The organism is Deinococcus marmoris (genome assembly GCF_001949125.1).
GTDB classification, from domain to species: Bacteria; Deinococcota; Deinococci; order Deinococcales; family Deinococcaceae; genus Deinococcus; species Deinococcus marmoris_A.
This window is the reverse complement of sequence record NZ_MSTI01000068.1, coordinates 121,763-139,160: the sequence shown is the minus strand read 5'-3', so window position 1 is coordinate 139,160 and position 17,398 is coordinate 121,763. Positions and strand designations below refer to the sequence as shown.

Below are 17,398 nucleotides of genomic sequence, written 5' to 3'. Positions count from 1 at the left end.
TTCAGTCTTGATGACCGTCTGCACAGCAAAACCGCCCCGTCCGCCCGGATCGCCTGCTTAAAGTTGACAGGGAGGTGAGGAAACCCCCAACCCGCCCTGTACGCCACGCAAGAGTTCCGTCACGGCGCGCGGCTACACTGGGAGCTGTGAACGTGCCGGACCATCCCCAGACCCCTGCCCAGCACGCCTTTCTTTTTGCAGACCCGGCGGCCCATTCTCTGTCGCCCCTCATGCACCGCGCCGCCTTCGCGTATGCCGGAATCGACGGCGACTACGCCGCCCGGCGCGTGCTGGCCCCCGATCTGCCAGATGCGGTCGCCGGATTGCGGGCCTCCGGCATCCTGGGGGCCAACCTCAGCCTGCCGCACAAGGAAAGCGTGCTGGCGCTGCTGGACGAACTGACCCCAGCGGCGCGGGCCATCGGAGCGGTCAACACCATCGTCCACAAGGGCGGCAGACTGCACGGCGACAACACCGACGCGCCCGGTTTTCTGGCGGCCCTGGCCGACGCAGAAGCGCCGAAAGGTGGCCTGAGCGTGGTGCTGGGCGCGGGCGGCGCGGCGCGGGCGGCGGTCTACGCGCTGAAACAGGCAGGTCATGAAGTCCTGATCGTCAACCGCACCCACGCCCGCGCACAGGCGCTGGCTGCCGAACTGGGCGGGCGGGCGGCGTGGCCCGAAACTGCGCCGTGGTCCGCCGTGACCCTGCTGGTCAATGCCAGCAGCGCCGGTCTGGACGCGCCAGAGGACTCTCCCCTGTCTGTCTTTCCGCCGCTGGACCCCTCGGCCCTGGTCTACGACATGGTCTACCGCCCCGCCGAGACCCGGCTGCTGCGGGACGCCCGCGCGGCGGGCCTACGCACACAGAACGGGCTGGGCATGCTGGCGCATCAGGCGCGGCTGGCCTTCGCGGCGTGGACCGGGGTGGACGTGCCGGTGTCGGTGTTTCTGGAGGCGCTGAATCCCCCGGCTGGCGATCTGGCTGGAGCCGCCGCGCCGTGACCGTGCCCGCCGCCCCAGCCCCGGTGGCTGACCGCGCCTCGCGGCGTGCGCCGCTGCTGGTGCTGGGGTTGATCCTGCTGCTGTCGCTGACTGCCGCGCTGGTCATTTCCGGCTTCGTGCAGGCGCAGCAGCGCGGGCGCTTCGAGCGCGAGACGCTGGCCTACACCCTGGCCCTCAAGGACCGGGTCAACGACTATGACCGCCTGCTGCGGACGGCGCGGGCGGCGTGGCAGGTCCATCCCGATCTGCTCAACGAGACCGAATTCGTGCGCTTCGTGGACGGCATCGACCTGATGCGGCGCTATCCCGGTGTGCAGGCGCTGGCCTTTGGGGTCTGGCTGCCTGACGGCGATACCGCTGCCCTGACCGCGCGGCTTCGGCGCACCGTGCAACCTGATTACACCGTTCGCCCGGATGACACGGTGCGTCCAGGTTCCAGCCTGGGTGGGGGCGCATCGGCGCGGGTCGCCCGCGTGCCGGTTTCGGTAATCGCCCCGGCCAGCGCCGAGAACCTGGGGGCGCTGGGTTTCGATCTCTACAGCGAGCCAGTGCGCCGCGCCGCCCTGGATGGGGCCAGGCAGCGCGCAGATCTCCAGGTCAGCGGGCGCACCGAACTGGTGCAAAAAGATGATCTGGGGCGGCCCCTACCCGGCTTCCTCCTGGCGTTGCCGGTGTGGCGGACCGCCCAGGCAGGGCCGCCGGAGGGCTTTCTGATCCTGGCGGTGCGCGCCGACGAATTTCTGAGCAACCTGGGACCGGCAGGGCTGGAAAATCGCCTGTCGGTCAGTGTCCGGCTGGACGATCAGCCGCTGACAGGGGCCATTCAACCCGGTTACTTTCAGGACAGCACCACCCTCATGCTCGCCGGGCGGCCGTGGACCCTGGCCTACGCCGCCCCGCGCAGTTTTGGGCAGGACGCCGCCGCTGGCGTGCCGGTGCTGGTCATGCTGGCGGGCCTGCTGGTGGCCGGGCTGGCCTACCTGCTGGTGGGTTCGCAGGTGCTGGCCCGCCGCCGCGCCGAGACCCTGAACGTCTCGCTGGGCCAGGCGCAGGCGCAACAGGAGCAGGCCCGCGCCGAGTTCGAGTCGATCTTCCAGTCCATGCAGGACGCCGCCGCCTTTACTGATCCGCAGGGGCAGATCCGGCTGGTCAACCGCGCCCTGGAGCGGCAGTTTGGGCACCCGGCCTCTGCGCTGATCGGCCAGCCGCTCTCGGCGCTGCATCTGGACACGCGGCTGGAGGAACGCCAGACCTTTCAGGCCCTGACCACGCCGTACCGCCGCGCCGACGGCAGCGTCTTTTCCGGCGAGGCCCAGCGCAGCGCCGTGCAGGACGCGGGTGGCGAGCGCCTGGGCCTGCTGGAAGTGGTGCGCGACGTCAGCGAGCGCGTGAGTGCCGAACAGGCCGTCGCGCGCGGTGAGCGGCGCTACCGGGGCGTGCTGGACGCCATCCCACACATCTTGCAGGTCAGCGACGGCGTGGGCCGGGTCACCTATGTCAACACCCAGCACCGTGACCTGCTGGGCGGCCAGGACCTGAGCGCCCGCATGACGCCCGAGGGCCGCGCCGCCTTCGAACATCTGTGGCAGGAAGTGCGTGAACGCGGCGCAGTGGGCCAGTACGCGGCCAGCGCCGAGGTCCAGCTTCAGGTGGGCGGCAGTGAGGTAGGTGGAGAGCCGGAAAGCGCTGGAAGCCGCCGCTGGTTCACGGTGCGCCTCTCCCCCATCCGTATCGGCGACAGCGCCGAGGGCAGCGTCGGGCAGGGCCAGGACGGAACGGAGGGGGGCGAAGCAGACCAGACCGAGGAATGGATCACCTCGGCCACCGACATTCATGACCGTCTGATCGCCGAACGCCGGGCGCAGCGGGGCGAGGAACGCCACCGCAGCGTGCTGGAGGGCCTGCCGCAGATCGTCTGGCAGGCCGATCCACAGGGCGATTCGCTGTCCTTCAACCGCCGCTGGGAGCAGTACGTGGGGCCGGAGCGGGCATCTGGCGGCTTCCTGGGGCTGCTGCACCCCGAGGACCGCGCCGACTACCAGCGCGGCTGGGCGGCGGCCATCCGCAGCGGGCGGCCCTTCGAAGCCGAACACCGCCTGCTGTCGGCGGGGGGGCGCTACCGCAACTTCGTGACGCGCGGCCTGCCCGTGCTGGACCCGGCGGGCGCGGTGCTGGAATGGGTGGGCACCAGCACCGACGTGGACGACTCGGTCTACGAGGAAAACGCCGCCCGCCTGCTGGCCGACGTGGCCGGAGATCTGGCCACCCGCCGCCCCGAGATCAGACCCACCACCAGCCGCCCACACGTCATGGCCCCGCTGCTGATGCCACCGTACCTGACGGCCCCCAGCCGCCCGGCGGTCTACCGCGCCGCGCTGGGCCGCCTGACTGCGCGTTTCGCGGAGGGCGCGGCACTGTGGTCCATTCGGGACGGGTCTATCCGGGATGGGTCCATTCGGGACGGGTCAGCCCAGGAAAGGGCTGCCCAGACCACGCTGCCCGAACTGCTGGCCTCGGCCTCACTGCATTCGGCGTGGCAGACCGGGCACATGCGCGCCTTTCTGGACGGCCTGCTGGAACAGGTGATCCGCAGCGAGGACCCGCTGTTCATTCCGTCGCATCCGCTGCTGCACGGGGTCAACGCCACCGGGGCGCTGCTGTACCCGCTGCTGGGTGCGGGCGGGCGGCTGTGCGGCGTGCTGGGGCTGTTCTACCGTCAGGAACTGACCGGGCGCGACCACGATCTGGCCCAAGAGATCAGCGGACGTTTTGCCGCCGCGCTGGACAACGACGCGCTTCAGGAACGGGTGGCCGGGGCGCAGCGCGAGTTGCAGGCCCTCAACCTGTCCCTGGAAGACCGCGTGCAGCGCCGCACCGAGGAACTGGAACACGCCAATCAGGAGCTGGAAGCCTTCAGCTACAGCGTCTCGCACGATCTGCGGACGCCGCTGCGGCACATCGTGGGCTTTGGTGACCTGCTGGGCAAGGAACTGCTGAACCAGCAGACCCGCAGCGAACAGGAGGGCGCGGCAGGGGGCGGTGGCCTGAGCGCCAAGGGCCAGCGTTACCTGAGCATCATCACCGAGTCGGCGGGGCGCATGAGCCAGCTTATCGACGATCTGCTGGAGTTCTCGCGCATGGGCCGCCAGGAACTGCGCCGCGAACGGGTGGACTTATTGACCCTGCTGAAGACCGGCTGGGAGCAACTGGAACCGGACCGCGAGGGCCGCCACATCACCTTCACGCTGCCCGACACGCTGCCCGCTGTGCCCGGCGACGCGGGGCTGCTGGGGCTGGTGGTCACCAACCTGCTGAGCAACGCCATCAAGTACACCCGCACCCGTGACCACGCCACCGTGGACGTGAGCGCGCAGGTGGACGCCGGGGCAGGCCGGGGAGGGGCCATCACGTTAACGGTTCGTGACAACGGTGTGGGCTTTAATCCCGAATACCTGGATAAACTGTTCGGCGTGTTTCAACGTCTGCACCGCGCCGATGAATTCGAGGGCATTGGCATCGGCCTCGCCAATGTCCGGCGCATCGTGACCCGCCACGGGGGCCGTGTGGGGGCCGACGCCCGCCCGGACGAGTGGGCCGAATTCTGGATCACCCTGCCGCTGGATGCCGGGACGCTCGATGCCGGGACGCTTGATGTAGGTGCGCTGGCCGGGTCACCCGACACTGCCAGCACCGCCAACACCGAGACCGCAGGCCAGACCAACGTGGAGCGCGCATGACCGATACAGAAGTGAAACCGGCGGCGCTGGACGCCGCGCCGCCCGTACCCCAGCGCAGCTACCGCTTCCCCGGCCCTGGTGAGGCCCTGAACGTCCTGCATCTGGAAGACAGCGAACTGGACCATGAGCTGGTGGTGATGCATCTGGACGGCGAGTTGCCGTGGCAGTTGCGGGTGCGCCGGGTGGAGGACGAGGCCGGATTCCTGGCCGCCCTCGACAACGATCCGCCCCACCTGATCCTCAGCGATTACGCGCTGCCCAGCTACGACGGCCTCAGCGCCTACCGCGCCGCCAGCGCCCGGCTGCCCGAGGTGCCGTTCATCATCGTGACCGGCGCGCTGGGCGAGGAAGTCGCCGTGGACACGCTGCGGCAGGGCGTCACCGATTACATCCTCAAGCAGCGCCTGGACCGGCTGGCCCCCACCATCCGCCGCGCCGTGGCCGAGGTGGAGGCCCGCGCCAGCCGGGAGCGCGCCGAGCAGGAAGTGCTGAGCCTCAACAGCAGTCTCCAGGCCCGCCTGATTGAGGTGGAGCGGCTGCGGAACACCGCCGAGCGCCAGAGCCAGCGCCTGGAAATTCAGGCCAGGCAGCTTGAAGAAGCGCTGAACATGCAAAAGACCTTCCTGGCGGAGACCAGCCATGAGCTGCGGACCCCCCTGACCGCCCTGCACGGCTACCTGCGCCGCGCCGAACGTGAGGCAGGCGGCTCCCAGACGCTGCTGGACGCCCAGCGCGTGGCCGAGAACATGACCCGGCTGGTCAACGATCTGCTGCAACTCTCGCGCGGGGAATTGGTGCAGGGGATAGAAATGCACTTCATGAACCTGGGCAAGGTCATCTCGCAGGTGGGGCGCGACTACGGCGTCAGGGCCACGCCCGAGAACATCGAGATCGTGGGCGATCCGGTGCGGCTGAGTCAGGTGTTCATGAATCTGGTGACCAACGCCATCCGTGTCAGCGGTTCGCCGGAGCTGGTGCATCTGGAAAGCAGCCTGCGCCCCGGCGAGGTGGAGGTGCGCGTGGTGGACCGGGGTCCCGGCGTGCCAGACGCCATCAAGCCGCGCATCTTCGACAAGTTTTTCCGGGGCAAGGAGGCCGGTTCGGCGGGCCTGGGCCTGACCATTGCCCAGCAGGTGGTGACCTCGCACGGCGGCACGCTGGACGTGACCGACACCCCCGGCGGCGGGGCCACCTTCCGCGTGCGCCTGCCGCTGCCCGACGAGGAAGACGAGTAGAGGGGAATTAGCACTCGCTGGATTGCCCCCTCACCCTTCCGTCGCTGCGCTCCCGCCTCTCCCGCAGATGGAGAGGCAAAAAGTAGGTCAGCCCAGCTTCAGTCCAATCCTGCACCCGCCTGGTAAGCCTCCAGGGGCCAGCTCCGCCCGCCGCCCTGACGCACCCACTGGATTTCGCCGTTCTCCGCGCGCTGGAAGTGATACGGCTCGCCCACGGAGCCGAAGCCGCCTTCGGGTTCCGGGCACAGGGTAGTGGCGTCCTGCACGGTCAGCTCTACCGCGCTGGCGGACGGATCGCCCAGTGGGGTCAGGGCCACCAGCCGCCCACCCAAGTTCACGATGTCGAACAGGCCCCAGGCATTGGCGAAGCGTCCGGTGAAGGAGTCCAGATCGTGCGCGGTGTCCGCCGTCTTCCCCGCGTTCTTGTGCGCCAGATCGATCAGGCGGATCAGGTTGTTCGCCCATTCGGTGGCCGGGCCGCCCAGGGTGTTGGTCAGCACCGAGATGGACAGTCCGGTTTTGGGGTCCAGCCACGACTGCGTGATGTGGCCGGGAAAACCGCCGGAGTGGCCCACCAGCCCACGCCCGCCGATCTCGTCCAGAATCAGGCCCAGGCCGTAGCCGCGCCGGGTGGGCTTGGTGATCTCGGATTCGCGGCGCGCCATCAGGCGTTTGGAGGCGTCGGAGATCAGGCCGTCGCGGCCCAGGGCGTGCCGTGCCCAGTAGGCGGTCAGGGCCTCGGCGGTGCCGTAGAAGCCGGTGGCCGCCGCCAGCGCGCGGGTGTCGGAGGACGGCAGCGTGCGGCGGACATCGTTGCCGTAAAGGCGTGCGCCGTGGCCGGTTGCCAGCTCGGCCTCGCGTTCCGGGGGCAGTTCCGCGCCCAGGTCCGTCAGCTTCAGCGGGCCGGTGATGTGCGCCTGAATGTAGTCGCCGTAGCCCTCGCCCGCCACCGCCTCCACGATCAGGCCCAGCAGGCCGTAGCCGATGTTGGAATATTTGAAGTGCTGGTTCTGCGGGAACACGGCCTCGGCGCGGGCAAAGTCCAGCAGGGTCTGCCGATCCGGGAAGGCGTGCATCTGCTGCCAGTAATCGCTGTCGGCCCCGTCGCGGTTGATGCCGGACTGGTGGCCCAGCAGCGCCCGCACGGTCATGTCGGCGGCGGGCGAGCCTTCCAGCTCCGGCAGCCAGTGGCCCGCCGTGTCGTCCAGACGCAGCTTTCCGGCCTCGATCAGTTGAAAGACGGCGGTGGCCGTAAAGGTCTTGGAATGCGAGGCGATGCGGAACAGGTGCCGGGTGGTCAGCGCCTCGCCCGTGTCCTCGTTGGCTTTGCCCAGCGCGAACGACGCCGCCAGTTCGTCGCCCACACGCACGGCCACCTGCACGCCGGGAATGCGCTGGTAGTCGCGCCCGTATTCCAGCCAGCGTTCCAGGTAGGGGGCGATGTGCCGGACGGTCTCCAGAAGGCTCATGCCCCAGACTCTAGAGCGTGGGAGTGGTGGGGGTTGCCGGTGCCGGGGCGTTAAGCTGGCCCATGAACCCAGATGACATGAGGAAGCAGGATGGTGGGGCGATATTTGCCGCCCTGACCGCCTTTGAAGGCATTCCTGAGCGCGAGCAGCCGGAAAATCAGGAGCGGGAACCTTTGTCGGATGAGGCGGAACCTGGCACGCCGAACGCCGAGCCAAAGAAAGCTCTGACGCAGGCCGAGCGGGAAGCCTTGATTCGCTCCGTCATGGGAAGTCTGGCGCGGGATGACGGGCGGGACATGACGCAGGAGCTGCTGGACGAGCAGCGCGCGGAGGCGGAAAGCAAAGGTTGGTAAACGGGTATATACGGTATATACTCAAATCTGAGGTGACCATATGACCCGTTCCAAGACATTCAAGAGTGGCAACAGTCAGGCCGTCCGCATTCCGCAGGAATTTCAACTGCCTTACGGGGAAGTTGAGATCACTCGGCGGGGTCTGGAACTGGTTATCACGCCGATCATCAAGCAGGATGGTGGGGCTATTTTTGACGCCCTGGCCGCTGTCGAAGGCCCGATCTACCGGGAACAGCCCACAGGAGAGCAGGAACGGGAACCCATTTTGTGACTCGCCCAAGCCTGTTTTTGCTGGACACCAACACCTGTATTTACATCATGAACAGTGAGCCTCAAGCCGTCCGCGAACGGATGCTAGAAACCACGCGGGCCGGAAACGCACTGGGGGTTTCCAGCATTACGCGCCACGAGTTGTGGTTTGGCGTGTGGCGCAGCGCCCGCCATGCCACCAATGCAAAGCGTGTAAGCGAGTTTCTTGACGCTATCCACACTTTCCCATTTGGGGACAGCGCCGCCGAAGCCTCCGCAGAGGTTCGGGCCAGTCTTGCCAGCACGGGTCAGCCCATCGGCCATTACGATGTGCTGATCGCGGGCCACACCCTGAGCCTAAACGCCGTGCTGGTCACCAACAACACGGGCGAGTTCAGCCGCGTGGCAGGCTTGAACTACGAGGACTGGACAAAATAGCCTGATGCCGCCTGCCTGGGAAGCGCCGAAGCCTACGGCCTGAGCATCCTGACGGCAGAGAAGAACTGGGCGAAGTTGCCAGAGTTGAGAATGGGTGTGGAACTGATTCGGTGGGCCAGCCGCCGCACGCCTCCACATTATAATAATGCAGCATATGATTTTTATAATGCATTCAAAACTATTAATTAGTCGCAGATCATATGATTAATGCTTATAATTCTATATTTTATTCAGATTCTCATATTCTAAAATCAAATTGTTGATCCGTGTCAGAGTTGTGTATTTCGCACAATGACCGGAGAACAAGGATTTCACTCTTTCGTAGTCTTCCCGCATCATTTTTAAGAGGGAATCCACTTCATTCCCCGTTATAACTATAATACAATCAGATACTATAAATCTATCATATTCTACTAATACTAATTTCTCTATTGATAGAGTTCCAACTCTAGGCATTAAAATACATTTACCTGAGAATACGCGATGAACTATATTTTGTTTAATATAGTGTAATTTTTTACCAGTCATGTTTGTAGTATGGATGAATCTTACTCTATTTTTACCTTCATATTCGTGTAGTGAACCATCTAATTTATGTATGCTAACATTTCCTCTTTCGACAGTAAACTTCGACGGAATTTTCTTCTCAAAATTTGCAGAAACTTCTTCACCTAATAATTTAAAGAAAGCAGATTCGTCGTAATTTTTTATGCGTATCAGGACAGTTTCTACGCTAGCTGACGTAAAATGACCTCTACCAAATTTTTCGATCTTATCTATTGTTGCCGCTGCGCTTAAAGCTCTTATTGACCTTTGGTCAGTTTCGGACGAAAATATATTTGTCGGGACAATACAGTATATAACCCCTTCGCGTGAGATCAAACTCAGAGATTGAAGTATATGCTTCAAGACTCTACTCGATTTTATTATTAGATCACCAATTTGTGTAGTATATCGCTTATTTCCTCTAATACTATAAGGTGGATTTATAATGATTAAGTTATAACCCTCGGTTTGGTGTAATTCTTGGGCAGATAAATCATTCTCAAAATCTAAATTGTATGCCTCAAGATTCTCTTGTAGGAATAAATCATAATCTATGACTTCTCCATCTATATCGTTGAGTACAATTTTTGTAAATTCGACATGATCTATAATCTTTCTCATTAGTCTACCGCTTGCGCAAGAGAAGTCTGCGGCTATTCCACCGCGTAGGTCATCATTTTGTGATATATCATTTACTATATAATTTGCTATGGTATCTGGTGTTAAATGGCGATCAATTTTCATTAAGTGCCTCGAATTTTATTTGGAATTTTTTTCTTTTGACTATTTCTCTTGTGGTATGGGTTTCAGGATGGTCATAAATCAGCTCAAACTTCTCTGGCAGTTTTGACGCACATACGACAGCAGCTAGACACTGTATTCTCGGCCCTAAAAGACCAATTCTAATTTTACATTGTGGAAATCTAGTGGATAAATTCTGCAAATATGCCAAAGTATCTGAATAACCAAATACATAAACATGTTTGATCTGCCTGTATATGCTGTCTCTCATTAAAAATATACGGTTAGATATTAGTGCGTCCTGATAATGTAACGGCCTAATTCCTGGAAGTGTAATGATTGGGAATGTGTAAGCGGGTTTTGACTCTATAGCGTTGTATAAATATAATGCTCTACTACCTTGAAATCCAAGAATTGGTACGAATATTTGTGGCATTTCTGAGGAAAAAATTGGCCCAAAACCGTGTATAGGCTCTATCCTTGTGCTTATTTTGGATTTTACTTCTTGCTCTTTGTCATTCAAAGGGAGTACATCCCAATAATATGTTGGGGCACTGTATTCGATATCGATCTTTATGTCTCCTAAAATACATGCACGAATTATAGGCGCCCATATTGCAAGGGGAATATTCGTAATATCTAGCAAGAACCGAGAATTATGCCCTGCTAAAAATTGCTGTATCTCAGTTTCATCAAAAAGGGCGATACTGTGCGTGGTTCCGTTAAAAAGTACCGTCAGCGTTCCGCTTAATTGATCGAGATCTCCAATATAAATAGTACATTCATCTTCAAGAAACATGAGATCGACTATAAGTCTTTTAATGTTAATCAAAGAGACCACTCTGTTCGTTTTTGCCCTTGCTATCGTGGATCATTGCCTTAACGCCCGCTTCAGGAGCATCTATTAATTTATTAAATGTCTCAGTAGTAATATTAAATTTCCTACCCTTTCTACTACTAAAGCTAAATTTAGGAGCAAATATAGGATGCAATGAATAGTCGTATTCGCTAACCTCATCTCTTTTTGTCTGCTTAGTTTCTCTAGCTTCCAATAAGACATAGTGCATGACGCAGCTTCTTATAAAGTCTTCAGTAGATTCGTTCGTAGCAAGGTCTTCTATGTTGAATTGGTTTAGCTCTGGAGTTTTCTTTATGATTGAGCTTGCGAAATATCCAAATAATTTCCCAAATGCCAATACAACATTCTGATATTGTGGGCCATCATAAGAAAGACCTGCAACTTCATCAAACACCGACTGAGCTACAGATTTGCAGGACTTAGTTTGAGTATCCGCATCTATTACGGCAGGTAGCCTTCCATCGTTATTTTTTACCGATCTCAACAGCGTACTTTCCAAAAGCATTAAAATAAATCTAATGTTATTTCCAGATAAACTGATATAAGTTTCCCATCCATTATAGTATTTAGATATTCCAACTTTACCTTTTCTAATTTTAAACAAAAGATCAAATTTATAGTTTTCATAGTTTACAATCCATTGATTTCTATTCGTTAAAAAATGCGTTAATTCGCCTTCCAAGCTACTACTATTTTTTTCTACTAGATAAGAAAGGTAAAATTTCTGTAATTCAGTAAGTTTTGATATCAAGTCTATATTGGCAACTTTCGTAAGCCTAAGCAGTGCCTCGCTAATAATTTTATTTTCTTTATCGACACCTAACTTGATCGCTTCTGAATCCATGTCAAGTTTTTCTAGCAAATTTTTAATTCTCGTTTCTGGGCATCGATCATGACTACTCCCCTTTTGAATTCTACCTAGCCGTATATCACAAACCTTGGCTGCAAATTCGCTGAACTCTGATGTCGATACTCTCTCATCAATATCAATCTTCGCATAATCTTGAGGCGAGAACAAAGGCTCATTATTTGCTGAAGTGTACTTGGTCTTTATACCATTTCGCTTAGAGCCAACTTTATAAACAAAATTGCCTCCACAATGTTTTACTAAAGTATTGAATATTTTTTGCTGCCAATTATGAAGATTTTCAAACTCATCAAATATAAGGTAAAAAAACTTCTCATGTAAAATGCCCGAACTCGCAATACTATAAAACAACTCACTAATTGGCATATTTAGTATAGATGTCTCTGTTCCGCTAGCCAGCCTAGGGTTATTTACTACTCGAGAAAACCTAGAGATTTCTAAACGCAAACCATCGAATACACCTTTTATATCAGCAGATAGCTCTATGCCTAAGCTAGCGAGCATCGGGGCCAAATCAAAATCGTTATTATTAACTATACCGTCAGATACTAAATCTTTTAATAACTCTAATGTCATAAGACATATCCTAAGATTCAAGTAATGCTCAAATAAATGAATCCAGTCTTCATCACTGACACCCTTTCCGTGAAATGAATTGGCAATACCAATCTCAAATTTATGATAAACGCCAAAATAATCTTTAGAAGCGACACCGCCTCCTTCTTCCCGCTGATAAGTATATGCCATAGATTTTAATACTGTAGTTTTCCCGGTACCGCGTCCTCCAATTAAAAAACAAGGACGATGAGTCACTAATTCAGGAAAATATCTAGGCTCGGTGTAATAGGAGTGCAAATCTTTCATCCACTCACTTCTATAACTAGAGAACGCTTCGGTAATTACCGACTCTATAGCCAATTCTTTAGTCACGAATGCCTCCTAAGCAGATGCACTTCGCTCGCCTCAGATGACCAAAGCAGAGGGAGGCTGGAATCTGGTGTAGAATTAAAAAATGCTACTGATAGGGCCAGATTACCTTGACCAGCTAATCCAAGGCCAGACCTGTTGAACTTTCCATCAATATTTTTTATTGTTTCAAGAACATCAACTGAACTTAGCAGCCAAGAGGGAAAATATCGATCTAAGTTATTCAAAATATTGTATTCATGATTTAGCGTATAACAAGGGAAAACTATAGATTCAAGATGATCGAATCGTTCTAACGCATATTCCGTGGCAATGATAGGGACATAAGAAATTTTAGCGATCCTGCGTTTCCTAAGCTCATTGAGAGACATCACTTGATTATCAAACGTAAAACTCTTATTCATTAACGCATCAAATTGTTGACCCGTAGACATGATGTCGTCCACAAATATGATCTCGATACTTGATCTGGCTGTAGAAGTGCTGAGGAGTGAATCCAGCGAGGGAAAATATCTATCATCCATAAAACGGCCCATTTTGCGTATTAGGCTAATAAAGCGATAGCCACTGTCAACAGTTGACGTCGAACTACCGGAAATAGGAAGGAACTTAACATTATCAGAATATTTGCCATTCCTCATCAATTTATTTAAACTAAATGAAAGAGAAGATTCGCAAAAATTTTCACTTAGGAAAATAACAGAATTGACCAAATAAATCGCCACCAGCTTCTCTGAGACGTCATCAAATGAATCAATAAAATTTCTATATTTGAATCTATTCCATTCAATTTCGCCAAGAGAAATCAATGCTTCTATTTTAATCTGAAGATTTTCGTAACATACATCAGAAATCTGGTCAAGTGTTCCGCCCTCTACATGTACATTTCCATTTCCTTGGTCAATCAACGTCACGCCCGCATTCCTCCGCCCCCGTTCTGCTTGTTCATCCATGCCGGGGGCTTGGGCGCGAAGCGGCCCAGGATGGTCTGCTGATCGTAGGCTAGGTAGGCGTCCATCCACGGGAAGGTCTGGTTCAGCACCCGAATGGCGTCGGCGCTGCCCATGCCGTGATCGAGCTGGTAGACCACGAACTGCTCCGGCGTTTGCAGCCGCAGGTAGGTGGGCATGCTGCCCGCGTGTTCGTCCAACACGCTCTGAAACTCGCCCACCGCGTCCGGGCTGGCGGTTTCCAGATCAATGTTCACGTACATGACCTTCGGCACCTCGGCCAGTTGCTCGATGCTCACCAGTTCCTCGGCAATGGCGCGCAGGCCGCCGTCCTCGGATTCCAGCTCCACGATCACCAGGGCGGGCGTGTCGTTGATCAGCTTTTCCTGAATGCGGTCATAGGCGCGCGAAAAGGCCACCAGCTCGGTCTGCCCGGACTCGTCGGCCAGGATGAAACGGGCCATCATGCCGCCGGACTTGGTGGGCTTGCGAACCACGTTTTCCACCATGCCCGCCAGCACTGCCTTGATGCGCTTGCCGGGGGCGACGTTCTGGGTGGTAAACCAGGTGTCCAGGTCAGAAATGCGGCAACTGGCCGCCTCGCGCAGCCCCTCGTGCTGCTCCAGCGGGTGGCCGGAGATGTACAGGCCCAGCGCGTCCTTCTCGATGCTCAGGCGTTCCAGATCGCTCAGCGGGGTAAAGGTTGATTTGAGCGGCGGCTCCGGCGCGGTTTCCTCCAACCCGAACAGCGCGTCCATGCCGCTGCTGATCATGGAGGCGGCCCCCTGCGCCCAGGCCAGCGTCACTTCGAGGCTGTCCAGCAGTTGCCGCCGCTCCCCGAAGGCGTCGAAGGCCCCGCTCTTGATCAGGTTTTCCAGCGCCTTGCGGTTGCAGGTCTTGTTGTCCACGCGGGAGCAGAAATCGGCGAACGACTTGAAGCGCCCGCCGCGCTCACGCTCCTCCAGAATGCGCTGCACGGCGGCCTCGCCCAGTCCCTTGATGGCGTACATCCCGAACAGAATTTCCTCGCCCGCCACCGCAAAATCCGGCGCAGAGCGGTTGATGTCCGGCGGCAGCACCTTCACGGCCATCTTGCGCGCGTCGGAAATATACTCGGCCACCTTGTCGGAATCGCGCCTTTCTACGGTTAATAGAGCCGCCATGAATTCAACGGGGTAGTTTGCTTTGAGCCAGGCGGTTTGGTAGGTAATAACGCCGTATGCGGCACTATGAGACTTGTTGAACCCGTAGTTCGCAAACGCATCCAGCAAATCAAAGAGCTTATTAGCCTCATCCTTCGGAACTTCATTGGTCTTAGCACCCGCCACAAACAAGTCGCGCTGTTTCGCCATCTCCGCCACGTCTTTCTTGCCCATCGCGCGGCGCAGCAAGTCGGCCCCGCCCAGACTGAAACCCGCGACTTCAGAGGCGATCTGCATGATCTGTTCCTGATAAACCGGAATCCCATACGTTTCCGACAGGATCTTTTCCAGAAACTGCGCGGAATTGGGGAAACCGTCGCGCACGTAATCCACTTCCTCAAGTCCGTGGTGGCGGCGAACATAGGTGGGAATGTTCTCCATCGGGCCGGGGCGGTACAGGGCGCTCAGGGCGATGATGTCGGCCAGACGGCGCGGTTTCAGGCGGCGCGACGCATCGGCAATGCCCGCGCCCTCCAACTGGAACACGCCCTTGGTGTCGCCCCGGCTCATCAGTTCGTAGGTTTTGGCGTCGTCGAAGGGAATGGCGTCGAAGTCGATCTCGATCTTCTGAGACTCGCGCATGATGCGCTTGGCCTCGTCCAGAAAGCTCAGCGTTCGCAGTCCCAGGAAGTCCATCTTGATCAGGCCGATGTCCTCCACGGCCTTCATGTCGTACTGGCAGACCATGCCCATGCCGGAGGTATCGCGCATGACGGGGACCAGATCGGTCAGTTTGTTGCGCCCGATCACCACCCCGGCGGCGTGGACGGAGGCGTGGCGCGTCAGCCCCTCCAGCTTCTGCGCGAACTCGTAGGCTTCCAGCAGTTGCGCGTCGCTTTCCAGCATCTGCGCGATATCCGGCACGGCGTCCCGCGCCTGCTCCAGCGAGTAGCTCTTGCCGAATTTGATCGGAATCAGCTTGCTGACCTTGTCCACCTTGGCGTATTCCAGGCCCATCACGCGCGCCACGTCCTTCAGGCAGGCCTTGCTCGCCATCGTCCCGAAGGTGGCAATCTGCGCCACCTTGTCCTCGCCGTACTTGTCCTGCACGTACTGGATAACCTCGATGCGGCGGGCGTCGTTGAAGTCGATGTCGAAATCGGGCATCGAGATACGATCAGGATTCAGGAAGCGCTCGAACAGCAGCTCGAATTCCAGCGGATCGAGGTTGGTGATCCGCATGGCGTAGGCCACCAGCGATCCCGCCCCCGAACCGCGCCCCGGCCCCACGCTGATGCCCTGGTCCTTGGCCCAGTTGATGTAATCGGCCACGATCAGGAAGTAGTCGGGAAAGCCCATGTTGTTGATGACGCTCAGCTCGTACTCGGCGCGGCGCAGCAGCACGAGGGCGTGCGTGTGGTGCGCGCGGCAGGTGGTCTCTTCCTCGCTGCCAGGATCGAGCTGAATGGCCGTGTCGCTGGCCTCCCCTTGGCTGCGCTGCCAGTCGGTGCAGGCGTAATCGGGGAGTGGACCTTCTTCCGCCGCCCGCTCCATCACTTCCAGCGCCGGGTAGAGGGTGTATTTCTCGCCCGCCGCCTTGCCGCGCGCCTCCCACTCGCTGCCCAGGAAGGCGATCAGCGTCAGCAGCGTCGCCTCGTCACAGGTGCGGGCGTCGCAGCCCTCGGTGCGATCCAGTACCCGTTCGCGCTCCCCAACTTCCAGCGCCGCCAGACTCCGCACGGCGTACTCGCGCAGCAGTGCCCCCGTGACGTGGTGCGGGTAGCGCTTGAGGCTCCCGGCATACGTCTGGATACGCAGTTCCTCGGCCATCGTGCGGCCCTCGGGAATGGGCAGCGCGGGCATCTGGTACACGCGCTTCTTTCCCACCGGGAGGTCTACATTGCACAGGTCAGCGATCCGGGCGGTGTTGTCGAAGACTTCCTCGCCCCACTCGGACGGCGGCAGGGCGCGGCGCATCTCGTCCAGATCCTTGACGTAGAACTCGTCGCAGGGGAACTTGAAGCGGTTCTCGTCGGCCAGCGTGGCTTTCGTCTGGATCGCCAGCAGCGTTTCGTGCGCGGTGGCGTCGGACTTCTTGACGTAGTGGCCGTCGTTGGTGGCCACCATGCCGATGCCCAGCTCCTGCGCCCAGGCTTTCAGAATCGGGTTGTTTTTGGCCTGTTCGGGTAGCCCGTGATCCTGAATCTCAATGAAGTAGTTCTCGCCAAAGAGGTCTCTGTACCACAGCATCCGCTGCTTGGCCTCAGCCTCGCGCCCCTGCATCAGCAGTTGCTGCACCTCCGAACCCAGGCAGCCGGAGAAGGCGATGATGCCCTTGTGGTGTTCGGTCAGCAGCTCGTGGTCAATGCGCGGCTTGTAGTAATAGCCCTCAGTGTAGCCCCGGCTGCTCAGGCGGCACAGGTTCTGGTAGCCCTCGAAGTCGCGGGCCAGCAGCGTCAGGTGAAAGATGCCCTTCTCACCGCTGACGCCGGGCTTCTTGTCGCGGCGCGTGCCCATGCCCGGCACCACGTAGGCCTCGTAACCCAGGATCGGCTTGACCTCGGCGGCCTGCGCGTAGTTGTAGAAATGCACTGCGCCGTGCATGTTGCCGTGGTCGGTCATGGCGCAGGCGGCGTCCTGGCCCTCGGGCGTGACCTGCTTGACCCACTTCAGCAAGTCCTTGAGCTTGGCCGCGCCGTCCAGCAGGCTGTATTGCGTGTGCTGGTGCAGGTGCGCGAAGCGTCCGCTGTACTCGGTGGGCGCGCAGCACGAGCCGTCCAGCAGGTGAATGTGGCCTGTGCTGGGCGGTTGGGCTGGATCGGCGGGCGCGGTCATGCTTTAAGGATAGGCCGGGGCGGGAGCGGGTTTCAGTGACGGGGAGGG

12 protein-coding genes are annotated in these 17,398 nt (G+C 58.1%); 6 read left to right on the top strand and 6 right to left on the bottom strand.

The window, feature by feature from the left end; translation table 11 throughout:
- Positions 1 to 146: 146 nt before the first annotated feature.
- The 3 genes from aroE to BOO71_RS10685 are packed head-to-tail and all read left to right on the top strand — an operon-like array spanning position 147 to position 5,973.
- Positions 147 to 1,001 carry a shikimate dehydrogenase gene (gene aroE / locus BOO71_RS10695; RefSeq protein ID WP_075832143.1) on the top strand — a complete coding sequence of 285 codons (855 nt, stop codon included), beginning with the start codon at positions 147 to 149 and terminating at the stop codon, positions 999 to 1,001.
- Positions 998 to 4,738 carry a CHASE domain-containing protein gene (locus BOO71_RS10690; RefSeq protein WP_075832141.1) on the top strand — a complete coding sequence of 1,247 codons (3,741 nt, stop codon included), beginning with the start codon at positions 998 to 1,000 and terminating at the stop codon, positions 4,736 to 4,738. Before aroE ends, BOO71_RS10690 begins: the two co-directional genes overlap by 4 nt.
- Positions 4,735 to 5,973, top strand: coding sequence for a hybrid sensor histidine kinase/response regulator (locus BOO71_RS10685; protein WP_083653334.1), 1,239 nt, complete (start codon positions 4,735 to 4,737; stop codon positions 5,971 to 5,973). Before BOO71_RS10690 ends, BOO71_RS10685 begins: the two co-directional genes overlap by 4 nt.
- 98 nt (positions 5,974 to 6,071) lie before the next feature.
- On the opposite strand, the gene BOO71_RS10680 is transcribed toward BOO71_RS10685, so the two are convergent.
- Positions 6,072 to 7,442, bottom strand: coding sequence for a serine hydrolase domain-containing protein (locus tag BOO71_RS10680; protein WP_075832139.1), 1,371 nt, complete (start codon positions 7,440 to 7,442; stop codon positions 6,072 to 6,074).
- A gap of 17 nt (positions 7,443 to 7,459) precedes the next feature.
- Here BOO71_RS10680 and BOO71_RS10675 point away from each other — a divergent pair, with 17 nt between their 5' ends.
- From BOO71_RS10675 to BOO71_RS10665, 3 genes are read left to right on the top strand one after another with little or no spacing between them, the layout of a single operon-like run.
- Positions 7,460 to 7,795, top strand: a complete 336-nt coding sequence (locus BOO71_RS10675; protein ID WP_139322882.1) for a hypothetical protein — start codon at positions 7,460 to 7,462, stop codon at positions 7,793 to 7,795.
- A gap of 40 nt (positions 7,796 to 7,835) precedes the next feature.
- Entirely contained in the window at positions 7,836 to 8,066 is a 231-nt protein-coding gene (locus BOO71_RS10670; protein ID WP_075832135.1) for an antitoxin, read from the top strand.
- Positions 8,063 to 8,482, top strand: coding sequence for a type II toxin-antitoxin system VapC family toxin (locus BOO71_RS10665; RefSeq protein ID WP_083653333.1), 420 nt, complete (start codon positions 8,063 to 8,065; stop codon positions 8,480 to 8,482). Before BOO71_RS10670 ends, BOO71_RS10665 begins: the two co-directional genes overlap by 4 nt.
- 219 nt (positions 8,483 to 8,701) lie before the next feature.
- Here the strand turns inward: BOO71_RS10665 and BOO71_RS26940 are convergent, their stop codons facing one another.
- The 5 genes from BOO71_RS26940 to dnaE are packed head-to-tail and all read right to left on the bottom strand — an operon-like array spanning position 8,702 to position 17,350.
- Complete coding sequence (locus BOO71_RS26940) at positions 8,702 to 9,772, bottom strand: N-6 DNA methylase (RefSeq protein WP_139322881.1); 1,071 nt, start codon at positions 9,770 to 9,772, stop codon at positions 8,702 to 8,704.
- Positions 9,762 to 10,568, bottom strand: coding sequence for a hypothetical protein (locus BOO71_RS26935; RefSeq protein WP_139322880.1), 807 nt, complete (start codon positions 10,566 to 10,568; stop codon positions 9,762 to 9,764). The genes BOO71_RS26940 and BOO71_RS26935 overlap by 11 nt, the downstream gene beginning before the upstream one ends.
- Positions 10,569 to 10,593: 25 nt before the next feature.
- Entirely contained in the window at positions 10,594 to 12,426 is a 1,833-nt protein-coding gene (locus BOO71_RS26930) for an ORC-CDC6 family AAA ATPase (protein ID WP_139322879.1), read from the bottom strand.
- Positions 12,423 to 13,376 carry a phosphoribosyltransferase-like protein gene (locus BOO71_RS26925; RefSeq protein WP_139322878.1) on the bottom strand — a complete coding sequence of 318 codons (954 nt, stop codon included), beginning with the start codon at positions 13,374 to 13,376 and terminating at the stop codon, positions 12,423 to 12,425. The genes BOO71_RS26930 and BOO71_RS26925 overlap by 4 nt, the downstream gene beginning before the upstream one ends.
- On the bottom strand, positions 13,334 to 17,350 hold the full coding sequence (gene dnaE, locus BOO71_RS10660; protein ID WP_075832133.1) for a DNA polymerase III subunit alpha: 4,017 nt from the start codon (positions 17,348 to 17,350) through the stop codon (positions 13,334 to 13,336). Before dnaE ends, BOO71_RS26925 begins: the two co-directional genes overlap by 43 nt.
- Positions 17,351 to 17,398: the final 48 nt, after the last annotated feature.

Excerpts from the sequence above, each read along its gene's own strand:
- BOO71_RS10680 (WP_075832139.1), bottom strand. The coding sequence starts at position 7,442 with ATGAGCCTTCTGGAGACCGTCCGGCACATCGCCCCCTACCTGGAACGC.
- BOO71_RS10670 (WP_075832135.1), top strand. The coding sequence starts at position 7,836 with ATGACCCGTTCCAAGACATTCAAGAGTGGCAACAGTCAGGCCGTCCGC.
- BOO71_RS26935 (WP_139322880.1), bottom strand. The coding sequence starts at position 10,568 with ATGTTTCTTGAAGATGAATGTACTATTTATATTGGAGATCTCGATCAA.
- BOO71_RS10685 (WP_083653334.1), top strand. The coding sequence starts at position 4,735 with ATGACCGATACAGAAGTGAAACCGGCGGCGCTGGACGCCGCGCCGCCC.
- BOO71_RS26940 (WP_139322881.1), bottom strand. The coding sequence starts at position 9,772 with ATGAAAATTGATCGCCATTTAACACCAGATACCATAGCAAATTATATA.
- dnaE (WP_075832133.1), bottom strand. The coding sequence starts at position 17,350 with ATGACCGCGCCCGCCGATCCAGCCCAACCGCCCAGCACAGGCCACATT.
- BOO71_RS26925 (WP_139322878.1), bottom strand. The coding sequence starts at position 13,376 with ATGGATGAACAAGCAGAACGGGGGCGGAGGAATGCGGGCGTGACGTTG.